General features: G+C 61.6%; 14 protein-coding genes. 7 read left to right on the forward strand and 7 right to left on the reverse strand.

The genetic code is table 11. The features are described from left to right. Positions 1-46 precede the first annotated feature (46 nt). Both KF708C_RS34915 and KF708C_RS26230 read left to right on the forward strand, forming a co-directional pair. Positions 47-1,180: a glycosyltransferase gene (locus KF708C_RS34915; RefSeq protein WP_082079914.1), complete on the forward strand. Its 1,134-nt coding sequence runs from the start codon at positions 47-49 to the stop codon at positions 1,178-1,180. An 86-nt stretch (positions 1,181-1,266) separates the two neighbouring features. Beyond that, on the forward strand, positions 1,267-1,725 hold the full coding sequence (locus KF708C_RS26230; protein WP_231586605.1) for a DapH/DapD/GlmU-related protein: 459 nt from the start codon (positions 1,267-1,269) through the stop codon (positions 1,723-1,725). Positions 1,726-3,136: 1,411 nt separating this feature from the next. Here KF708C_RS26230 and KF708C_RS26235 read toward each other — a convergent pair. The 6 genes from KF708C_RS26235 to KF708C_RS26260 are packed head-to-tail and all read right to left on the reverse strand — an operon-like array spanning position 3,137 to position 9,105. Beyond that, complete coding sequence (locus KF708C_RS26235; protein WP_059413949.1) at positions 3,137-3,991, reverse strand: glycosyltransferase family 2 protein; 855 nt, start codon at positions 3,989-3,991, stop codon at positions 3,137-3,139. After that, positions 3,981-4,538 (reverse strand): acetyltransferase, encoded by a 558-nt coding sequence (locus KF708C_RS26240; RefSeq protein ID WP_059413950.1) that lies wholly within the window; start codon positions 4,536-4,538, stop codon positions 3,981-3,983. The genes KF708C_RS26235 and KF708C_RS26240 overlap by 11 nt, the downstream gene beginning before the upstream one ends. A gap of 46 nt (positions 4,539-4,584) precedes the next feature. Next, positions 4,585-5,838 (reverse strand): glycosyltransferase WbuB, encoded by a 1,254-nt coding sequence (locus KF708C_RS26245; RefSeq protein ID WP_059413952.1) that lies wholly within the window; start codon positions 5,836-5,838, stop codon positions 4,585-4,587. Between the two features lie 4 nt (positions 5,839-5,842). Next, a complete protein-coding gene (locus KF708C_RS26250; protein WP_082079917.1) occupies positions 5,843-7,276 on the reverse strand; it encodes a UDP-glucose dehydrogenase family protein in 1,434 nt (477 codons plus the stop codon). Continuing rightward, positions 7,254-7,727 (reverse strand): VanZ family protein, encoded by a 474-nt coding sequence (locus KF708C_RS26255; protein WP_059413954.1) that lies wholly within the window; start codon positions 7,725-7,727, stop codon positions 7,254-7,256. The genes KF708C_RS26250 and KF708C_RS26255 overlap by 23 nt, the downstream gene beginning before the upstream one ends. Further along, the gene (locus KF708C_RS26260) at positions 7,717-9,105 is read right to left on the reverse strand and encodes an undecaprenyl-phosphate glucose phosphotransferase (protein WP_059414209.1); all 1,389 of its coding nucleotides are present in this window, start codon (positions 9,103-9,105) and stop codon (positions 7,717-7,719) included. The genes KF708C_RS26255 and KF708C_RS26260 overlap by 11 nt, the downstream gene beginning before the upstream one ends. 505 nt (positions 9,106-9,610) lie before the next feature. Between KF708C_RS26260 and KF708C_RS26265 the strand changes: the two genes are divergently transcribed. From KF708C_RS26265 to KF708C_RS26285, 5 genes are all read left to right on the forward strand, one after another. Next, positions 9,611-9,811 carry a hypothetical protein gene (locus tag KF708C_RS26265; RefSeq protein ID WP_059413957.1) on the forward strand — a complete coding sequence of 67 codons (201 nt, stop codon included), beginning with the start codon at positions 9,611-9,613 and terminating at the stop codon, positions 9,809-9,811. A 686-nt stretch (positions 9,812-10,497) separates the two neighbouring features. Then, positions 10,498-11,289 carry an XpsR family transcriptional regulator gene (locus KF708C_RS26270; RefSeq protein ID WP_370552861.1) on the forward strand — a complete coding sequence of 264 codons (792 nt, stop codon included), beginning with the start codon at positions 10,498-10,500 and terminating at the stop codon, positions 11,287-11,289. 370 nt (positions 11,290-11,659) lie between these two features. After that, the gene (locus tag KF708C_RS26275; RefSeq protein WP_059413961.1) at positions 11,660-13,363 is read left to right on the forward strand and encodes a hypothetical protein; all 1,704 of its coding nucleotides are present in this window, start codon (positions 11,660-11,662) and stop codon (positions 13,361-13,363) included. Positions 13,364-13,545: 182 nt separating this feature from the next. Beyond that, positions 13,546-14,661, forward strand: coding sequence for a hypothetical protein (locus KF708C_RS26280; protein WP_020201540.1), 1,116 nt, complete (start codon positions 13,546-13,548; stop codon positions 14,659-14,661). Between the two features lie 545 nt (positions 14,662-15,206). After that, entirely contained in the window at positions 15,207-16,061 is an 855-nt protein-coding gene (locus tag KF708C_RS26285) for an EAL domain-containing protein (RefSeq protein WP_020201539.1), read from the forward strand. Here the strand turns inward: KF708C_RS26285 and KF708C_RS26290 are convergent. Further along, positions 16,058-16,864, reverse strand: coding sequence for an NAD(P)H-dependent oxidoreductase (locus tag KF708C_RS26290; RefSeq protein WP_059413962.1), 807 nt, complete (start codon positions 16,862-16,864; stop codon positions 16,058-16,060). The genes KF708C_RS26285 and KF708C_RS26290 overlap by 4 nt on opposite strands. Positions 16,865-16,895: the final 31 nt, after the last annotated feature.

Here is a 16,895-nt window from a genome sequence, read left to right on the forward strand (position 1 = left end):
TATTGGGTATTCCGTTAATCCGTCTTGTGACTGTGTGAGGTTATGAATGAAAATTGCAGTTGTATACCATTATTTTCCTCACTACAGAAAGGGGGTGTTTGAGGAGTTGTCGGCTCGATATAAAGATGTAACATTTATCAGCAGCGACTGGGATTCACTGGAGGGCATTCCAAGGTTGAGTGTGGAAAATCTCGGTACGGCAGTTGAGTTTCCATCATTGCGACTTGGTAGAATGATATATCAAAGAGGACTCTGCTCATATGTTTTTAAAGAGCGATTTGATGTAGTGATATTTTTGGCAAACCCTAATTTCGCTAGTACTTGGTTGGCAGCTTGTATCGCTAGATTACGAGGATCGCGTGTAATATTCTGGGGGCACGGATTTCTGCATGGCCAGGTTAATATCAAGAACAGAATAAGAAAGATATATTTTAAATTGGCAAATGCAAGTTATGTTTACGGGTATGGGGCAAAGAAAAATGCAGTTGCGCTGGGTTTTGACCCGACGCACGTTCACGTTGGATTTAATTCGCTGGATTACGGCGCGCAATTAGTAATCCGGGAGCGACTGTTGGGGGCACAAGTGAATTTGTGTGGTGATGTGTTTCACATACTTTGTGTATCTCGCCTGACTGAGTTGTGTAAATACGATTTATTGATTCGTGCAATTGCCCTTTTCAGTGACGAAGAGAGGGAAAAAATAAGACTCGAATTTGTTGGGGCGGGGCCGGCGGAGCTCAAATTAAAAGATCTTGCAGCCGATCTCGGAATTCATGCGACATTTCGGGGGGCAATATACGATGAAGAAGTCGTGGCGGGTCGAATTTTCTCAGCAGATGTCGTTGTGTCTCCAGGGAAGGTCGGGTTAACAGCTATACACAGTATGACATACGGTACACCTGTTATAACACTCGGAAAACCGGATGAGCAGATGCCGGAATATGAGGCAGTCATTGATGGGGTCACGGGTATTCTATATGAGAGTCAGTCGGCGGCTGGAATAAATTCTGCGCTCGTGAGATTCAGATCTATATTCTTGAACCGGAAGTTAACACGAGAATGTTGTTTCCGGGTCGTGGATGAGATTTATAATCCGAGGTCTCAGGTGGACGTAATAGAGCGTGCCTTTCATGGATTACCGGCAAAAGAAGGAAATGATGTGAGTGCACTTGTATGGTGAAACTTGCTAGATCTGCATTTCGGCTTCTTCGTTCATTTTATTGGCGACTTAGGAAGGGCCTTTTTAAAACGCATTATACATTTTTAATGGGCGGCGATTCTGATATTTCGCGGGATTTGCGTGCCGGTAGCTATTGCTATGTAGGGCCAGGATGCTTGATCGGTCCGGGGGTGACGCTTGGAAATTACACTATAATCGGTCCGGCAGTTAGAGTGGTTGGTAACGATCATGTTTTTGATATACCTGGTGTACCTGTGGTATTTTCAGGTAGGCCTCCTTATCGAAAGACCGAAATTGGTCAAGACGTGTGGATTGGCGCGGGGGCGATAATTATCTCCGGCGTGTCGTTGGGCGATGGATCCATTGTTGCAGCGGGTTCAGTCGTAACGAGAGATGTGCCTCCTTACGCGATAGTAGGTGGGGTCCCCGCTAGATTTATGCGTCCCAGATTTGATAAGGAGGAGGATATGATTGCACATCGGAATTTCCTGGAATCTCCATCACGTGGCGGTAGGTATGCAGATCGGATCGCTGTCCTTGATTAAGCGCAATTGGCGTTAGAGAACAAGGCAGCACAGTTCCCGGAGGTGTCGTGTGTTGTTGACTGAGTCGAGTTGAATTTTCGCGATCGTGAGATGACGAGGCTAGAGTCATCGAGTTACGAAGCTTATCACATACTACTATGTACTGATTTCAGCCTTGCATGGAGATAGTCTGATTTGGCTAACGTACCGTGAGGGATAGATACGGCACTCACTATTTCGACTTATCTTGTATTGTATGGCGGCTGGCGTGTAACCTCCCATGAAAAGTCGAGCCTCTTGATAACTGGCTGAAAGATAATCTCGAGAATGTAGGCGCAGCTCAAGGCTCCAATAATTGAAAAGGTGATTTCTGCTGGGCGAGGGAGAGCTGCGGAGTATACTATTGTTATTATTGGTTGGTGTGAAACATATAGTCCGTAGGAAATAGGTGCCGGGTAGATGAGTGGCGCATAAATTTTCCGTGGTATGCTATTAATGTTTTTCGTTGCTATTAAAGTAATAACAAAAAATAATCCGGCGGAAAAGTGGCGTAATTGTGGTGTTGATTCCACGCCGACAGAGAGATGATGCCCTGCGGCTATCGCCCGGATGGCTGGAGTCGCCCAGATCAGTATATTTGTAGAAAGAAGAGGAAAGGGGAACGTTTAGCCTTTTATTGATATTGACTTAGTTTCGGGTAAATCTCTTGCTAGTTCGAGACCTGTCCACCAGATGAAAAAATAGGAGGAAAAGAGAAAAGGCTGCTCTGGTTTTATTAGGAAAAATATCCATCCTGATGTGGGAAAGGTGAAAACGATTGTGCACCTATTTCGATGTGTGAGATTATTTTTCTAAAAATACAAGGCCGTGAATGCTATATAAAACCACCACTCATACGATAGTGGCCATAGTGGTGAGTCCGAGCAAAGTGGTGCCACCTAAGTCTCACTCTTGATAGTCGCAATATCCTGCAACATTGCGAGATTACCTAATACACCCTCTGCACTCAGGCATGTAGTGTCACCAACTACTACACTGGCAATTAATCCCAATGCTAATGCAATTGCAGATATCGGATAAATTCGCGGTGCACGATAAAGTCACCGGCAGATTGGGGGTGGCGCAGATTCGAATGTGAGTAAAAGATTAAGAACCCGGAAACCAGAAAAACAGAATAACTGCTTCCTGTCCGAATCTTGTGAGGATTTCGAATTTGGTGGGGGAGAATGGATTGGGGTGGTGTAGTAAAGCGTATAATGCAGAAAATCCTAGTGCGCCTTCAAGTGCCTCAAATTTTATTTTTTGATTTTGTGAGGGTTTATGATATTTGGTCTGGCTAATAGGGCCCTTCCCCGTATCTCGGTGGATGGGATTCTGCCAATAATTGGATGTGCATGCACACAGCCATCAATGTAAGCATAGGTGCACGTTACTAATTACGTGTCCCGGCCATGTTGTGCTGCTTACTCAGTTGATCTGTCTTCAAGGTGATCAGATACTCATAGATCGACTGCAGCGTTGCATAGGTGAACCCTGCCTTTCCATCCAGGAATCCACGCTTGCCGATGTAAAGCACAAAGAATTTCACCAATGGTCGCATCGGGATGCGATAAAAAATTTCTTTCTGGTGGAATCGTCTTTCGTGAAAATCGCGGCTCATCAAGGCTTTCAGCACACTGAACTCTGTCTGGCCACGCCGGTTTTCGATGATCTGCTTGGCTTCCAAATCGCTATAGCTGTTATGCCTTGCCACCCAATGCTGCATTCCCTTGCTGAAGGGGAAGTGGTCGAGATATCCGGTGATGCGGGCGGTCGGCCCATCAGGGATGGAGATGGGGTTCACCAGCCGTTCGTAGCGCATCTTCTCGGGGCGGAACAGCCGGAGATAGTATGGCGAGGTTTGTACATGCTTCAGCCATGTCCCCATGAAGAAATCCCGGCGCTGGATGCTAAAGGCTACCTCGTGTTTGGCTGATTCGATAGCCTGTCGGGCGCTCTGGACCAGCTCGGGTGTCATCCGCTCATCCGCATCAATATAGAACACCCACGGATGCTTGAACTTGATGTTGGCCAGTCCCCAGTTCTGATGACTTGCCCAGTTATCGAATGGGCGTTGGGTGACTTTGGCCCCGAAGGCGTTGGCGATCTCCACCGTTGCATCGGTGCTGACGGAGTCGTATACATGGATGTCGTCCGACCAGGCCACGCTTTCCAGGCAGCCGGGAAGGTCCTGTTCCTCGTTCTTGGTCAGGATGAGGATAGAGATACCGGGGCTTTCATTTTTCATGCTGCGTTCTCTTGCCGATGGGTTTTGCCGGTACGCCGGCATAGACCGTCCAGGGAAATTCCAGGTTCTTGCTGACAACGGACCGTGCCGCAATGACGGCGCCTTCGGGTAGGGTCACGCCATGTGAGATGAACGCTTCAGCGCAGATCCAGACCCGGCAGCCCACCGTGATGGGTTCTGCGATGAGCTGAAAATTCGAGGAGTTGTAGTCGTGTGAGCCGCCACAGAGATGGACACCTTGCGATATCACGCTGTAGTCGCCAATCGTCAACTGATTCATGTTGTAAAGCGTCACCCCGTCCGCAATGCCGACGTTGCTGCCGATCTCCAGATTCCAGGGGGCCCAGATCTTGACGGCCGGATAGACGTGCACGTGAGCGCCCAGCCGTGCGCCGAACAAGCGGAGCAGGAAGGCACGCCAGATGTGCAAGGGGCGAGGGCTTGGGCGGAACAGAAAGAGCCATACCCAGTTCCACAATTGCCGGGCGATTCTGTTCCGCAGGGTAAAGGAGGGCTCGACTGTCGGGTCGTTTCCCTCGATGATCATCGTCGGGGGACTTGGAGCCTGTGCGTGCATGTTGTCCTTTGGCTGTTTATGCGCTGCGGGGGCGTTCGCCGGCAGGATTCTCGCGAAGGACGTCTGCGACGTGAGTCGTAAAACGCGTCAGCAGACTGTCCAGGGCCAGAGTTGTCTCCGCATACTGGCGCGCGGCTGTGCCAAGCGCTGTCCGGAGGGCTTCGTTGCCGGCCAGGGAAAACACGGCGTCGGCTACCGCCGAGGCATCTCCCGGGCTGACCGTGATGCCACGACCGCAGACTACGTCGGCCACCTCGGTGCCATCGGCTGCCGTGGCGACAATGGGGCGCCCACTCGCAAGCATTCCCGTCAGCTTGGATGGCATGACGAGATCGGCTGCATCTGCGCGTTGAGGCAGGAGATGAATATCTGCGCTTGCCAGGAGTGATGGCAGGCGCTCGATGGACTGCAGAGGGAGAAAATGCGCGCGATTCAGCCGCGCGCAAGTTTCTTCCAGCGCTGCCTTGCCGGGGCCACTCCCGCAAAAGACGAAATGGATGTTCTGCGAGTCCTGCAGCAGGTTGGCTGCCCTGCCAAGGATTTCCAGGCCCTGCTTGTGGCCCATGTTGCCGGAGTAGAGCGCGACCACGGCGTCGGCCGGAATGTTCAGTTCGTCCCGAATCGCATGACCTTTGACTTCTGGATGGATGGTCTCCACGTCTACCCAGTTGGGGAAATGAACAAGCCGGCTACGGTCGACGCCCTTTGCTTCCGCAAGTCGCATCATGGCTTGAGAGATTGTGGACACTCTGTCAAACCAGCGCAGCAGTCGGTTCTCAATGCGTTCAACGATGCGCTTGGCTCGTTCGTTCTTTAGTATGCCGAGCGCGAATGCGGCGTCGACTTCAAAGTCCTGAATATGCAACCATGTCTTGCTCCCGAACAGCTTGGCAAAAAGGAGGGTTGCAGGGGAGCAGAACAGGGGGGGCTCGACGACAAAGACGACATCGGGTTTCCAGCGCGCCTGCGCAAACAGCACAGGCATGCTGCTAACGGCGAACGTGGCCAGGTGGAGGAGGCGCTTGAGCCCCGAAGGCTTGGCCGGTACCCACAACGGGGCGCGCAGAACGGTGACGCCGTTGCGCATTTCCCGCTTGTAGGAGCAGGCTTTGTAGCCTTCGGAGACTTTCCACTCGGGATAGTACGGCGGCGCGGTAATGACACGTACCTCATGACCCTGCGCGACGAGCCATTCGGCCTGCTCAGCGGTGTATTTGCCTATGCCCGTCAGCTCGGGGGCATAGTTGAGGCAGTACATCAGGATCTTCATGGGCCTAGGCCTGGCGATAGTTGCTGGCCGCCGTGGCAGTGTCCTGTCGGCGCCTGGCAGCGAGCAGGGCAGAGGCTGCTTTTCGTCCAATGCCGTAGTACGTAAATCCCAGCTGGCTGAGCTCCGCCGGCTCATAGAGATTCCGCCCGTCAAAAATCACCGGCTCGCGCAGCGCGGCGGCAATGGCGGTAAAGTCCGGCGAGCGGAACGATTTCCACTCCGTCACCACGATCAACGCATTGGCGCCCTGCAGGGCGGCGGCCTGATCGACAGCGAAGTGGATGCGGGCAGCCGCGGTGCCTTCGTTGGCCAGATCCGCATGGATCGCGTGCCTGGCCTCTTCCATCGCCACCGGGTCAAAGGCCCGCACGCTGGCGCCGCGCGCCAGCAGTTCCTTGATGATCACGCGGCTCGGCGCGGCGCGCATGTCGTCGGTGTTGGGCTTGAAGGCCAGGCCCCAGAGGGCGAAAGTCAGGCCGCTGAGGTCTTCGCCGTAGTGCCCGATGATCTTCTGCACCAGGATGCGTTTCTGGTCGTGGTTGACGGCTTCCACCGCGGCCAGGATGCGCGGGGTCTGTCCGTGCTCAGCGGCGGTGTGCTCGAGGGCCTGCACGTCCTTGGGGAAGCAGGAGCCGCCGTAGCCGGTGCCGGCGTAGAGAAAGCTGTAGCCGATGCGGGGGTCGGAGCCGATACCCTGGCGCACCAGTTCGATATCGGCACCGACCACGTCCGCGAGGTTGGCCAGTTCATTCATGAACGAGATGCGGGTGGCCAACATGGCGTTGGCAGCGTACTTGGTGAACTCGGCCGACGCGATATCCATGTTGAGGATACGGTCGTGGTTGCGCGTGAAGGGGGCGTACAGCGCGCGCATGGTGTCACGTGCCTTCTGGCCGGCGGGGCCGGCATCGGTGCCGATGACGATGCGGTCCGGGCGCATGAAGTCTTCGATTGCTGCGCCTTCCTTGAGGAATTCGGGGTTGGACACGATGGCGAAGTCCAGCGCGGGCAACCCGCGCTCCTGCAACTGGGCGGCAATGCATTCGCTGACCTGGGTGCCGGTGCCCACGGGCACGGTGGATTTGTCGACCACGATCTTGGGGGTGGTCATGTAGCGGCCGATATTGCGGGCGGCCGCCAGCACATAGCGCAGGTCGGCGGAGCCATCTTCGTCCGGCGGGGTGCCCACGGCAATGAACTGGATATCGCCGAAACTGACGCTGGCTTCGATGTCGCTGGTGAAGCGCAGGCGGCCGGCGGCATGGTTGCGTTCGATGAGTTCCTTCAGGCCGGGTTCGTAGATGGGCACTTCGCCGGCGTTGAGCATCTCGATCTTGGTGGCGTCGAGATCCAGGCAAAGGACGTCGTTGCCGAGTTCCGCCAGGCAGGTGCCTGTGACCAGGCCTACATAGCCACTACCGATGATGGTGATTTTCATGAGCGCGTGTCGAGGGAGGTGAAGAGCGATCTGGGTTATTTGTGTCTTTGCGTGCCCTGGCGTTTGCCAGCGCATGAGCCAGCGAGAGCACGGCGATGGCAAGTACGGCAGCCGTCAGGTCCGTGAGCAGGTCTGCCAGGTCGGACGAGCGGTACGGAAAGAACGATTGGATGACTTCATCGAGGCCGCCCAGCACGGCAATGCCCGCCAGCGTGATGACGGCCTTGTGCCGGGAGAAAGCCAGGTAGATGGCGGCGCCCAGGCAGGCATAGGCGCTCAGGTGCATGACCTTGTCGCCGAATTCCTGGTTGAGCGCCTGTGCCTTGCCGGGGAGGTTGCCCACCACCAGCATGGTCAGGTAGAACACGGCGGCGGCCGCGAGCCAGAGCCTGCCCGTGGGCGAGAACAGCGTCGCGGCGTTGCTGCCCGGGCGCGACGGTTCAATACGCATTCTGCCCAGTCCACCCCTTGAACGCCGTCCAGAAGATGATCCGCAGGTCCATCCAGAACGACCAGTTGCGGATGTAGAAGATGTCGTGCTCGACCCGCTTGGCCATCTTGTCCAGCGTGTCGGTCTCGCCGCGATAGCCGTTGATCTGCGCCCATCCGGTGATGCCGGGCTTCACGCGGTGCCGCAGCATGTAGAAGTCGAGCTGTTCCTTGTAGATGTTGTTGTGGGCCATCGCATGCGGCCGCGGTCCCACCACGCTCATCTCGCCGCGCAGCACGTTGATGAACTGCGGCAGCTCGTCCAGGCTGGTGCGGCGCAGGAACGCGCCGATGGGCGTGATGCGGTTGTCGCCCTTGGTGGCCTGGGTGACGGTGCCGTGCTCGGCGTGCATCTTCATGCTGCGGAACTTGTAGACGTGGATCACGCGGCCGTCCATGCCGAGGCGTTCCTGCTTGAAGAAGACGGGGCCGGGCGAGCCGCGCTTGATCAGGATGCCGATCACGGCGAACAGCGGCGAGAGGGCGAGCAGGACGAGGGCGGCGAAGGTGCGGTCGAACACGGCCTTGACGGCGCCGCGCACGCCGAGCGAGGGCGGGCGGTTCATTTCCACCGCGGGCATGCCGAGGAAGTTGCCGACGTTGTGGTTGAGCAGGTCGAAGTCCAGCACGCTGGGCATCCACTTGATGTCGATGAAGTCGTTGCGCAGGGAGAAGGCGATCTCCTGCATGCGGCGGGATTCGGAGAGGGGCAGCGTGAGCCAGATCTCGTCGATGCCGTGCGCGCGCGAGAACTCGGCGATCTCCACACTGTCCTTGATGCGCGGGCGGCCTTCGGGCGTGGTTTCGCCTTCGGGCGCGTAGATGCCGCTGACCTTGTAGCCGGTGCGGTGGCTGGCGGTGGCGCGTTGGTACATCTCCTGGCCGGTGCGGCCGTAGCCGACGATCAGCACGCGCTTGTGGTTGACGCCGGCGCCGCGCACCATGCTGAGCATGGAGCGGGTGGCGAGGTGCAGGATGAACAGGCCGGCCAGCGAGAGCGCGTACCAGTAGATCATCCACAGGCGCGACAGGGCATCGATCTGATGCATGAAGTAGCACAGCAGCAGGCTGATGAGCCAGACCAGGGTCCACGCGGCAACCAGGCGCGTGGCCAGCGCGGCGAAGCTGCGTCCGCGCCATGAGGCGTAGAGGTCGAAGCCGGGCAGCACGATGAACGCGACCGCGCAGCCGAAGTACTGGATGAACTGGTGAATCGGTGCTGCCGCCCCGGGATCGGCCGGGAAGCGGAGTTCGGCGGCGACGTAGCCGGCGATCCAGATGGCACCGACATCGAACAGGCGCACCATCAGTGCCAACTGATCGTGATGCCTGGCAAACATGTCGCGATAGACTCCCATGATTCCCCCCGAAGTGTTCGCGTAGCAGGCGCCCGCATGCGCCGTGCTTTTCCCCCCGCTGGAAATTGACCTTGTGTGGCAGCCGGTCGTGCCAGTGCCATGCACAGTGCCGCGGCGTGGCCGCGGCGAGACAGAGGCAAAGTCGTGCTGGACTGCTTCCGCGGCAGTCACTCCATGGCGGGTGTGGCGCGGTGGCTGACCTGAGCCACCTGCGGCGTCCTTTGCAGACTGCCCATTGGAGTTGCAACGCTTCGTGCCTGGCCGGCGGCGCTGGCCGCGGCGGCATGCTTCTGTCTCTGCATTTGTGCGGATAATGCGGTGCAGCGAAACCTACCGGTACCCTGCATGAGAAGGGAACGCGTGGGGATCGGCGGCGCGTGTGCGCGTCAGCCGCGATTTTTTGAGACGCACGGTCGAGCGCCGCGGCGGGAGCGGGCTACGCCGCGCATGCCGGCATTGCGCGCAGGCGCCCCGGCGATGGTGGCCCGTGGCGGCTGCCACGGCATTCATCAGCACGATGATCTGGCACGCATTCGCCCGCTTCACCCGTAAGCGGCTCGACGCTTATCTTGCGTCTTTGCGGCACGTGGTGCCGCATGGCATCGATGGAGATGCGCGCGAGGCTGCGCTGCGGCGGCAGTCGGTGAAGAGCATGTCGCCGGCCAGGTGGCGGTCGATGGCGTCGTGAAAGGGAACCGTCAGGTTTGTCGTGCGTCACCTCCAGGTCCATGACGTGGCCGACGCGTTCGCGCCAGCGCAGTATCTTGCCCGCGGCGTTGCCGCGCGGGCTGCCGGAGGGGCTCGCGCGCGGGCGTGACTGTAGCGAAATTCGCCTGCGCGCGCTGGTGTCGGCGGTCTCATCCTTTTAGGCGATTGCCTTTCCCCGCATGCGCATGCACGCAAGGTCCGCGCTGGTTGTTACCCTGCTCAAGAAGGGATAAATGAGTACAACGAATCCCTCCAAAGGGGGGCGCGCATCGAAAGATTCTCGCGCAAAATCTCGGTCCGCCTAGTTAGTGTTTCGCGCAAACGCGATCAGGTTTCCTTGGGGCGGCATCCGGCGGCACGCGGGTCGTATGGTATTGGCGCCGGAGAGGTTTTCCATGGGGAAAGACTGGTCCAGATTGGTTGCAGGAAGGTCAAATCCGTCGGGGCAGGCATTGCGTCGGGCTGGCTGCTCCCCCGGTACGAAGCGGGATGGGAGGTGCCGGATCGCCGGCGCGGCTCTGCTTCCCGGTCAGCGGATTGTCTCCAGGTTCTATTAGAGATTTGCCGATGCATTCGGGGCGTCTCCTTGCCCTTCACGTCGTACAGGTGAGTATTGCCTCTGCGTGTGGGCATCTTCAACTCCACCAAGCGGTAGAGGCAATGGAAATAGAACAGAAGACGGTATTTTCGCGAGAGCAGCTGGATGCGTATTTCGCATCCTACGTGGGTATGGAAGGCGGGAATCCTGCGGCGGCTGTGTGGTTTTGCGACAGCACGCCTCATCCGTGGGTCGAGTCGCTGGTGGCGCCGCTGGTGCCGCGCGAGCATCCCGTGTCATGGGATGACGCATACCGTGGCAAGCACCGCCAGAGCATGGAGCGCTGGCAGTCGCACCAGAAGATCGCCCGGATCATGGCGGCGGCGCGTGCGCGCACCTTCGGCAGCTCGCTGAGCGAATGCGACTGGAAGCACTACTTCGACCACTATCTCTACGCGCCGCGCGGCGCGGAATTCAAGCTCAGCCTGTTCCCGCTGCCGGCTCACCTGATCGGGCAGACGCCGTGGTCCAAGGCGTTCCGCGGCCAGCCCGCGCTGGTGCCCAAGCAGCGCTATCTCGACCTGTGCCGCGGCGGCAGGCGCTTTGCGTTCATCGACGACATCCGCCGGCGCTGGCGGCCGAAGGTGGTGGTGTGCCTGGGCGAGCGCCATCTCGACGATTTCGTGCACGCGTTCTCGCTGGACGACGCGCACACATCCGACTACATCCTGCAGCCCGCCGATCTCGCCAAGACGCTGCGGGTGCTCAGGCGCGACGGCACCACGTGGATCGTCTGCCCGGCGCTGGCCGGCGCATCGGGGCTGACTTCCGACGTGTTGCTCGAAGCGATGGGCCGGTACCTGGCGGGCTGGCTCGCGCCGGCCGATTTTCCCGCGCTGCGCGCTGTGCAGACGGTGTAGATGCAGCTGTAGCAATGCAGTGGCCGTTGTAGTTCTTGCATGCGGCCATTGTAAAAAAGACAACCTGCAAGGGGGCATCCGCGCGGCCGAAAAACGCTGCGCGAGAGCGGTTGGCGGCGTGCCGCCGCGGGCTTTCCCCCGCCAAGTAGGGGTGACACGGAAGTAGGGATTGTTTATCTAGTGTGCTGGCAGGACGCGGCAGTGCACTGCACCAAAGCGTTGTTGCCAGGTCCGCTTGCAGGGGGCAGCAAGGCCGCGCGATGCGCGGCAGGACCCGGTGGCGCAGGGCGCAGGTGACAGTGTGCGGCGATGACCAGGCGCATTGACCCACAGACCACGTATCGACGTAACGATCTCAGGAGCGAGAAGAGTGCAAACCAATATCAGGAATATCTTTACCCTCGGCATCATGGCGGCCGCGGCAGCGACGCTGGTTGCTTGCGGGGGCGGCTCGGATTCGCCGTCGACACCGTCGACACCGTCGGTCACTGTCAGCGGCAAGGCAGTCGACTTCTACGTGTCGGGCGCCACCGTGACCTTCCTCGACTGCAGCAACCAGACCGCGATCACCAACGCGACGGGCGACTTCACCTTCCCCGCGGGCTGCACCTCGAGCGCGCTGAAGGGATCCGGCGGCACCGACATCGGCACCGGCCAGCCGTTCACCGGCGTGCTGCAGTCGCCTGCCTTGCCCTACAAGGCAGGCGTGACGCCGATGCTCACGCCGCTGACCACGCTGCTGGCGCAACTCGGCGCCGGGCAGGCCGAGGCGCTGGCCACCAAGCTGGGCCTTGCCGGCAAGGACCTGACCTCGCTCGACCCGATGCAGGACGCGGCCGTGCTCAAGGCGGCCGTGGTGGTGCAGCAACTGGTGGAACAGGTCACCAAGACGCTGACCGGCGTGGCCAAGGGCGGCACGCTGAGCGCGGCCGATGCCGCGGCGGCGGCGGCCAAGGCGGTGGCCAGCGCGGTCGGCGCGGCGTCGGGCCCGGTTGACCTGACCAGCAGCGCGCTGGTGACGTCGGTGGTGAGCTCGGCCGTGCAGAACGCCAAGGCGGGCCTGCCGGCAAGCCTGCAGGCGAACATCAACACGGTGGCGGCCAACGTGGCCGCGCTGGCCGGCCCGGTGGTGGCGACCCAGGTGGCGAACGTGAGCGCGTCGCTGGGCAACATCGTGCTGGGCACCACTCCGGCGGCCACGCTGGCCGCGCTGCAAGCGAGCGGCGCGGTCAATGGCGTGGTGGACAGCGCCAAGTCCACCACCACGAGCGCGCTGGTGTCGGCGGTGCCGGCGGCCACGCTGACCGACCCGGCCAAGACCGCGGGCCTGACGGCGCTGGGCACGGCGGTCGCGGCCGGCAACAGCGCGGCAATCCAGAGCGCGGCCACCGGCCTGGGCAGCGGCGCGGTGGACAGTGGCGCCATCGACAACGTGGCCAATGCCGTCAAGCCGGCCAACTTCATCCAGCTGGCGAGCGTGACCATCAACGGCCAGACCTTCCCGGTGAGCGACGCGGTGACGGTGACGGGCGGCACGCTCGGCGCCATCACGGTGGCGGTGTCGAAGGACGGCGACCCGTTCGCCGGCGGCGCCGCGGACGTGCGCGCGGGGCTGAGCTACACCTACAACGGCAACACGGTCAACGTGATCATCGAGAAGGTCTCGCTGACCTTCAGCGGCTCGGCGCTGACCGCCGTGCAGGTGCCGGTCAACACGACCTACTCGTTCAGCATCTCGGGCGCGACCTCGGCCAACGTCAGCCTGACCAACGCCGTCGCCGACAACCTGTTCAGCAGCGCCAACGGCGGCTCGCTGAGCCTGCCGTTCACCACCTTCCTCGGCAAGCTCAAGAGCGCCGGCGCGCTGAGCCAGGCGCAGATCGACGCGCTCACGCCGAAGGCGACCGCCACCTTCCCGGTGACGTTCGCGGTGACCGGCCAGGGCGGCAAGGAGGTGAGCGTGGGCACCCTGGTCAGCGGTACCGCGCAGAAGGCGCAGGTGCAGTCGGTGCAGACCGGCACGGCCACGGTGAGCGGCAACGCCATCAAGACCGCGGTCACGCTGAACCCCTGACCGGCGCGCAGCCGGCCTTCCGCCCGCACGGGGAAGGCATGCCCGGTCATCCGCCGCGCGCGCCGGCAGGCCAGCGCGGCGGGTGGCCGGCTTCTTTTTTTGCGTGCAGTGCGCCGGTTCCCGCGGGTCAGGGCCGCGGCGCATGCCGTGCATGAGGCCAGCCCACGGCCTCGGAGTCTCCTATGCTGTTGTTTCGCTCGCGCCGGCTCGGCAAGGCCGGTGCCCTGATGGTGGGCTTGTCGTGCGCGGGTGCGGCCAGCGCCGCGCCCGACGACGTGTTCATGCAGGCCGAGCCCGCCACGGGCGAGTTCACCTCCGTGCGCGTGGAAGCCAGCTTCGACATGGTCAACCGCTCGATGGACGTCTTCAACCAGGGCGGCAACAGCCTGCCGGACAACGCCGGCGACTACCGCGGCGGGCGGTTGATGCTGGGCTACAAGTTTTCGCCGCGCTGGTCGGCGTCGGCCACGTACTGGCGGCGCGGCATCGACTACGGCCCCGACAACAACCAGATCGACACCTGGATGGTGGCGCTGCACTACGACCCGCTGGCCGAGCCCGGCGCGCGCGACCGCGTCATGATGCGCTTCTCGCTGTGGGGCGACCGCTCGGGCACGCTGGACCGCTCCGCCGCGCTGAGGGTGCGCAGCGCCACCTTCAACGGCGTGACCGTCAACGACGCCAACGACATCCAGGCGCAGGCCGACGTGATCTTTTCGGGCGAGCTGACCGAGCGCAGCCAGTTGACCGGCTTCCTCGGCCTGGGCGCGAGCCGCGTGACCATCGGCGGCATCAACACGCGCCTGCAGCAGGGCGGCTGCAATTTCAACGTCGCCATCGGCTCGGACAATATCGCCAACGGTTCGCTGGCCGCGCCTTGCCGCACGGGCAACGTCAACCTGCAGTCGGCATCGTTCTCCACGGACGCGAGCCAGTACGGGCTCAACATCAACGACGATTTCAACTACGTGGCGGGCTACCTGAACCTGGGCGGCGCCTACCGCTGGAAGTACAAGGATTTCGCCGCGCGGCTGGGCTACCAGTTCCAGTACCTGCTGCGCAGCAACGTCGACAGCCGCGCGCAGGCCTACGGCACTTCGCCGATCCGTTCGAACCATACGCTGGGGCTGGAGCTGTCGTACGCGGTGGTGAAGAACGTGGAGGTGTTCCTGCGCGGGCAGGCATCGCTGCACAACTTCGTGGGGACCATCCCGTTTCTCTACAACGCGGCGACCGCCGGCAAGCTCGACCGTTATTACGGCTACGGCTCGATCGGCATCCGCTTCTCGGGATTCTGATGGTGCCGGCGGGCGGCGGTTGCGCGCCGGCGTGGCTGCCGGCGAAAAAGAGGGGTGCAGGTGCAGGGCGCCCCTGCACCCCTTGAGTGTTTAGCAAGGGGTCAGTCTTGCCAAGGTGAATTGTGGTTGATGTTGCACCGCGTCAGTACCCTGCCTTGGGGGGTGGACCTGCTTCGGAGGGGAATCCGAAACGCCCGGAAGCGCTCCGGTGCTGAAAGAATGAGGTACTGGCGCACCGGCATGCCGCATCGCTCATTGCATCGCCTGCGCGCAGGGTTGCCGTGCGCGAAAGCGGCAAGGCGGCAAGCGCGGGCGCACGTGGCGAACAGAACAAGAACAAAAGAAGAACGAGACGGGTGCGCAGAAAAACGAGAACGATCAGAACACCAAGAACAATGAATCGTGGTCAGGGTAGAGCGGACAGGTATGGCTTCCGGGAGCTTGAATTGCACTTCGCGTTAATCAGTGGCCAGGCTGGCGCCTGTCCGGGGCCGGACAGGCCGGACGCGTCCGTCACGGGGCCGGAGGAGGGCCCGCGCGACGCCTTGGCCGAACGCATCGCGCAACTGGGGCAGCGGCTGGGCGCGCCCGAGCTCGCGCCGCCGGGCGCGGAGGTGGTGGAGCGCAACCTGCAGACCGACGACCTGCTCGCGCTGAGCCGCGCCGAGCTGGTCGGCGCGATCGAGCTGGGGCATATCTATCCGGTGTTCCAGCCGCAGATCAGCGCGCGGCACGGCGGCATCGTCGGGCTGGAGGTGCTGGCGCGCTGGTCGGACAAGGGCTGCGAGCACGCGCCGGACAAGTTCGTGGAGAGCATGGCGGGCCACGGCGTGGAGACCCTGCTCATGGACCACTTCCTGTGCGCCTGCGCGCGCGTGCAGGCGCGCTTTCCGCGCTACCACGGCCGCTTCTCGCTCAACGTCAACCCGCGCACGGCGGCGGCGGTGGATTTCATTCCGGTGCTGCTGCGCGCGAGCATGTCGCACGGCCTCGACATTGCGCGGGTGGTGCTCGAGCTCACCGAGCAGACGCGCCTCGGGTGCGAGGGCGAGGCGCGCCTGCTGGAGAACCTCAACGCGCTCTCGAACCGTGGCATGGTGATCTCGCAGGATGACTTCGGCGCGGGTTATGCCTCGCTGCAGGCGCTCGGCCTGCTGCCGTTCAAGCAGGTCAAGATCGACAAGACCATGCTGCACCGGGCCCGCCATGCCGAGCGCGCGCGCCGGCTGCTCTCGCTGTCGATGGAGCTGGCGCGCTCGCTGGAGCTGCAGACCGTGGCCGAAGGCGTGGAGAGCGACGACGACATGGCGCTGGCAAGGTCGCTCGGCGCCGACCTGCTGCAGGGCTTTGCCATCTCGGCGCCGGTGCCGCTCGAGCGGTTGGGGGAACTGGCGCTCTAGCCCGGGCGCTGGTCCTGGCTGCCGCGCGCGTCGACGTGCGCGGCGAAGCCGGTCCGGCCCGGCGCGATGCCGGGCCGCAGCGTGAGCGCCGGGATGTCGTAGGCGCCGGCATTCTGCGCGCGGAACGGGATCGGCGCGGTTGTCCCGAGGCCGTCGAGGCGCTGGCCGAGCGCATCGCGGATACCCGCGAAGCGTGCTTCGTCGACCCGGCCGGTCCGGTAGACCACGAACGGCGGCAGCACGTCGAAGCCGGGGTAGTACAGGATGCCGTGCTGGATCGGGAACAGCAGGTCGTCGATCGGGCCGTTGATGCCGCGCGGGCCGTAGTGCGACTCCCAGCCGCCGGCCGTGACCACCAGCATCGCGCGCTTGCCGGCCAGCGTGCCTTCGCCGTAGCGCTCGCCCCAGCGGGCGTCGGAGTGTTCGCCCACGCCGTAGCCGAAGCCATAGGCGTAGACGCGCTCCACCCAGCCCTTGAGGATCGCCGGCATCGAGAACCACCACAGCGGGAACTGCAGGATGACGGCATCGGCCCAGCGCAGCTTGTCCTGTTCGCGCGCGATGTCCGCGCTCTGCGTGCCGTGCTCGAATGCGTGCCCGGAGTCGAGGGCGGGGTCGAAGCGCGCGCCGGGCTGGTGGTCCGTGTTGTCGTCCGCGTCGAGCGCGGCTTTCCACTTCATGGCATAGAGGTCCGAGACCTGGACCTCGTGGCCGGCCTCCCGGAGATGCCTGACCGTGAAGTCCCTGAGCGAGCCGTTCAGTGAGCGGGGCTCGGGATGGGCGTAGACGAGAAGTACGTGCATGGCTGGGTCTCGGGTTGCGATGAGCCGGGTG

The sequence above is a fragment of the Cupriavidus basilensis genome (assembly GCF_000876015.1).
Taxonomy (GTDB): Bacteria; Pseudomonadota; Gammaproteobacteria; order Burkholderiales; family Burkholderiaceae; genus Cupriavidus; species Cupriavidus basilensis_B.

What these genes read in the sequence shown, in the direction of transcription:
- KF708C_RS34915 (WP_082079914.1), top strand. Translation starts at nt 47, where the DNA reads ATGAAAATTGCAGTTGTATACCATTATTTTCCTCACTACAGAAAGGGG.
- KF708C_RS26280 (WP_020201540.1), top strand. Translation starts at nt 13,546, where the DNA reads ATGCTGTTGTTTCGCTCGCGCCGGCTCGGCAAGGCCGGTGCCCTGATG.
- KF708C_RS26245 (WP_059413952.1), bottom strand. Translation starts at nt 5,838, where the DNA reads ATGAAGATCCTGATGTACTGCCTCAACTATGCCCCCGAGCTGACGGGC.
- KF708C_RS26230 (WP_231586605.1), top strand. Translation starts at nt 1,267, where the DNA reads ATGGGCGGCGATTCTGATATTTCGCGGGATTTGCGTGCCGGTAGCTAT.
- KF708C_RS26255 (WP_059413954.1), bottom strand. Translation starts at nt 7,727, where the DNA reads ATGCGTATTGAACCGTCGCGCCCGGGCAGCAACGCCGCGACGCTGTTC.
- KF708C_RS26260 (WP_059414209.1), bottom strand. Translation starts at nt 9,105, where the DNA reads ATGTTTGCCAGGCATCACGATCAGTTGGCACTGATGGTGCGCCTGTTC.
- KF708C_RS26290 (WP_059413962.1), bottom strand. Translation starts at nt 16,864, where the DNA reads ATGCACGTACTTCTCGTCTACGCCCATCCCGAGCCCCGCTCACTGAAC.
- KF708C_RS26240 (WP_059413950.1), bottom strand. Translation starts at nt 4,538, where the DNA reads ATGATCATCGAGGGAAACGACCCGACAGTCGAGCCCTCCTTTACCCTG.
- KF708C_RS26250 (WP_082079917.1), bottom strand. Translation starts at nt 7,276, where the DNA reads ATGAAAATCACCATCATCGGTAGTGGCTATGTAGGCCTGGTCACAGGC.
- KF708C_RS26235 (WP_059413949.1), bottom strand. Translation starts at nt 3,991, where the DNA reads ATGAAAAATGAAAGCCCCGGTATCTCTATCCTCATCCTGACCAAGAAC.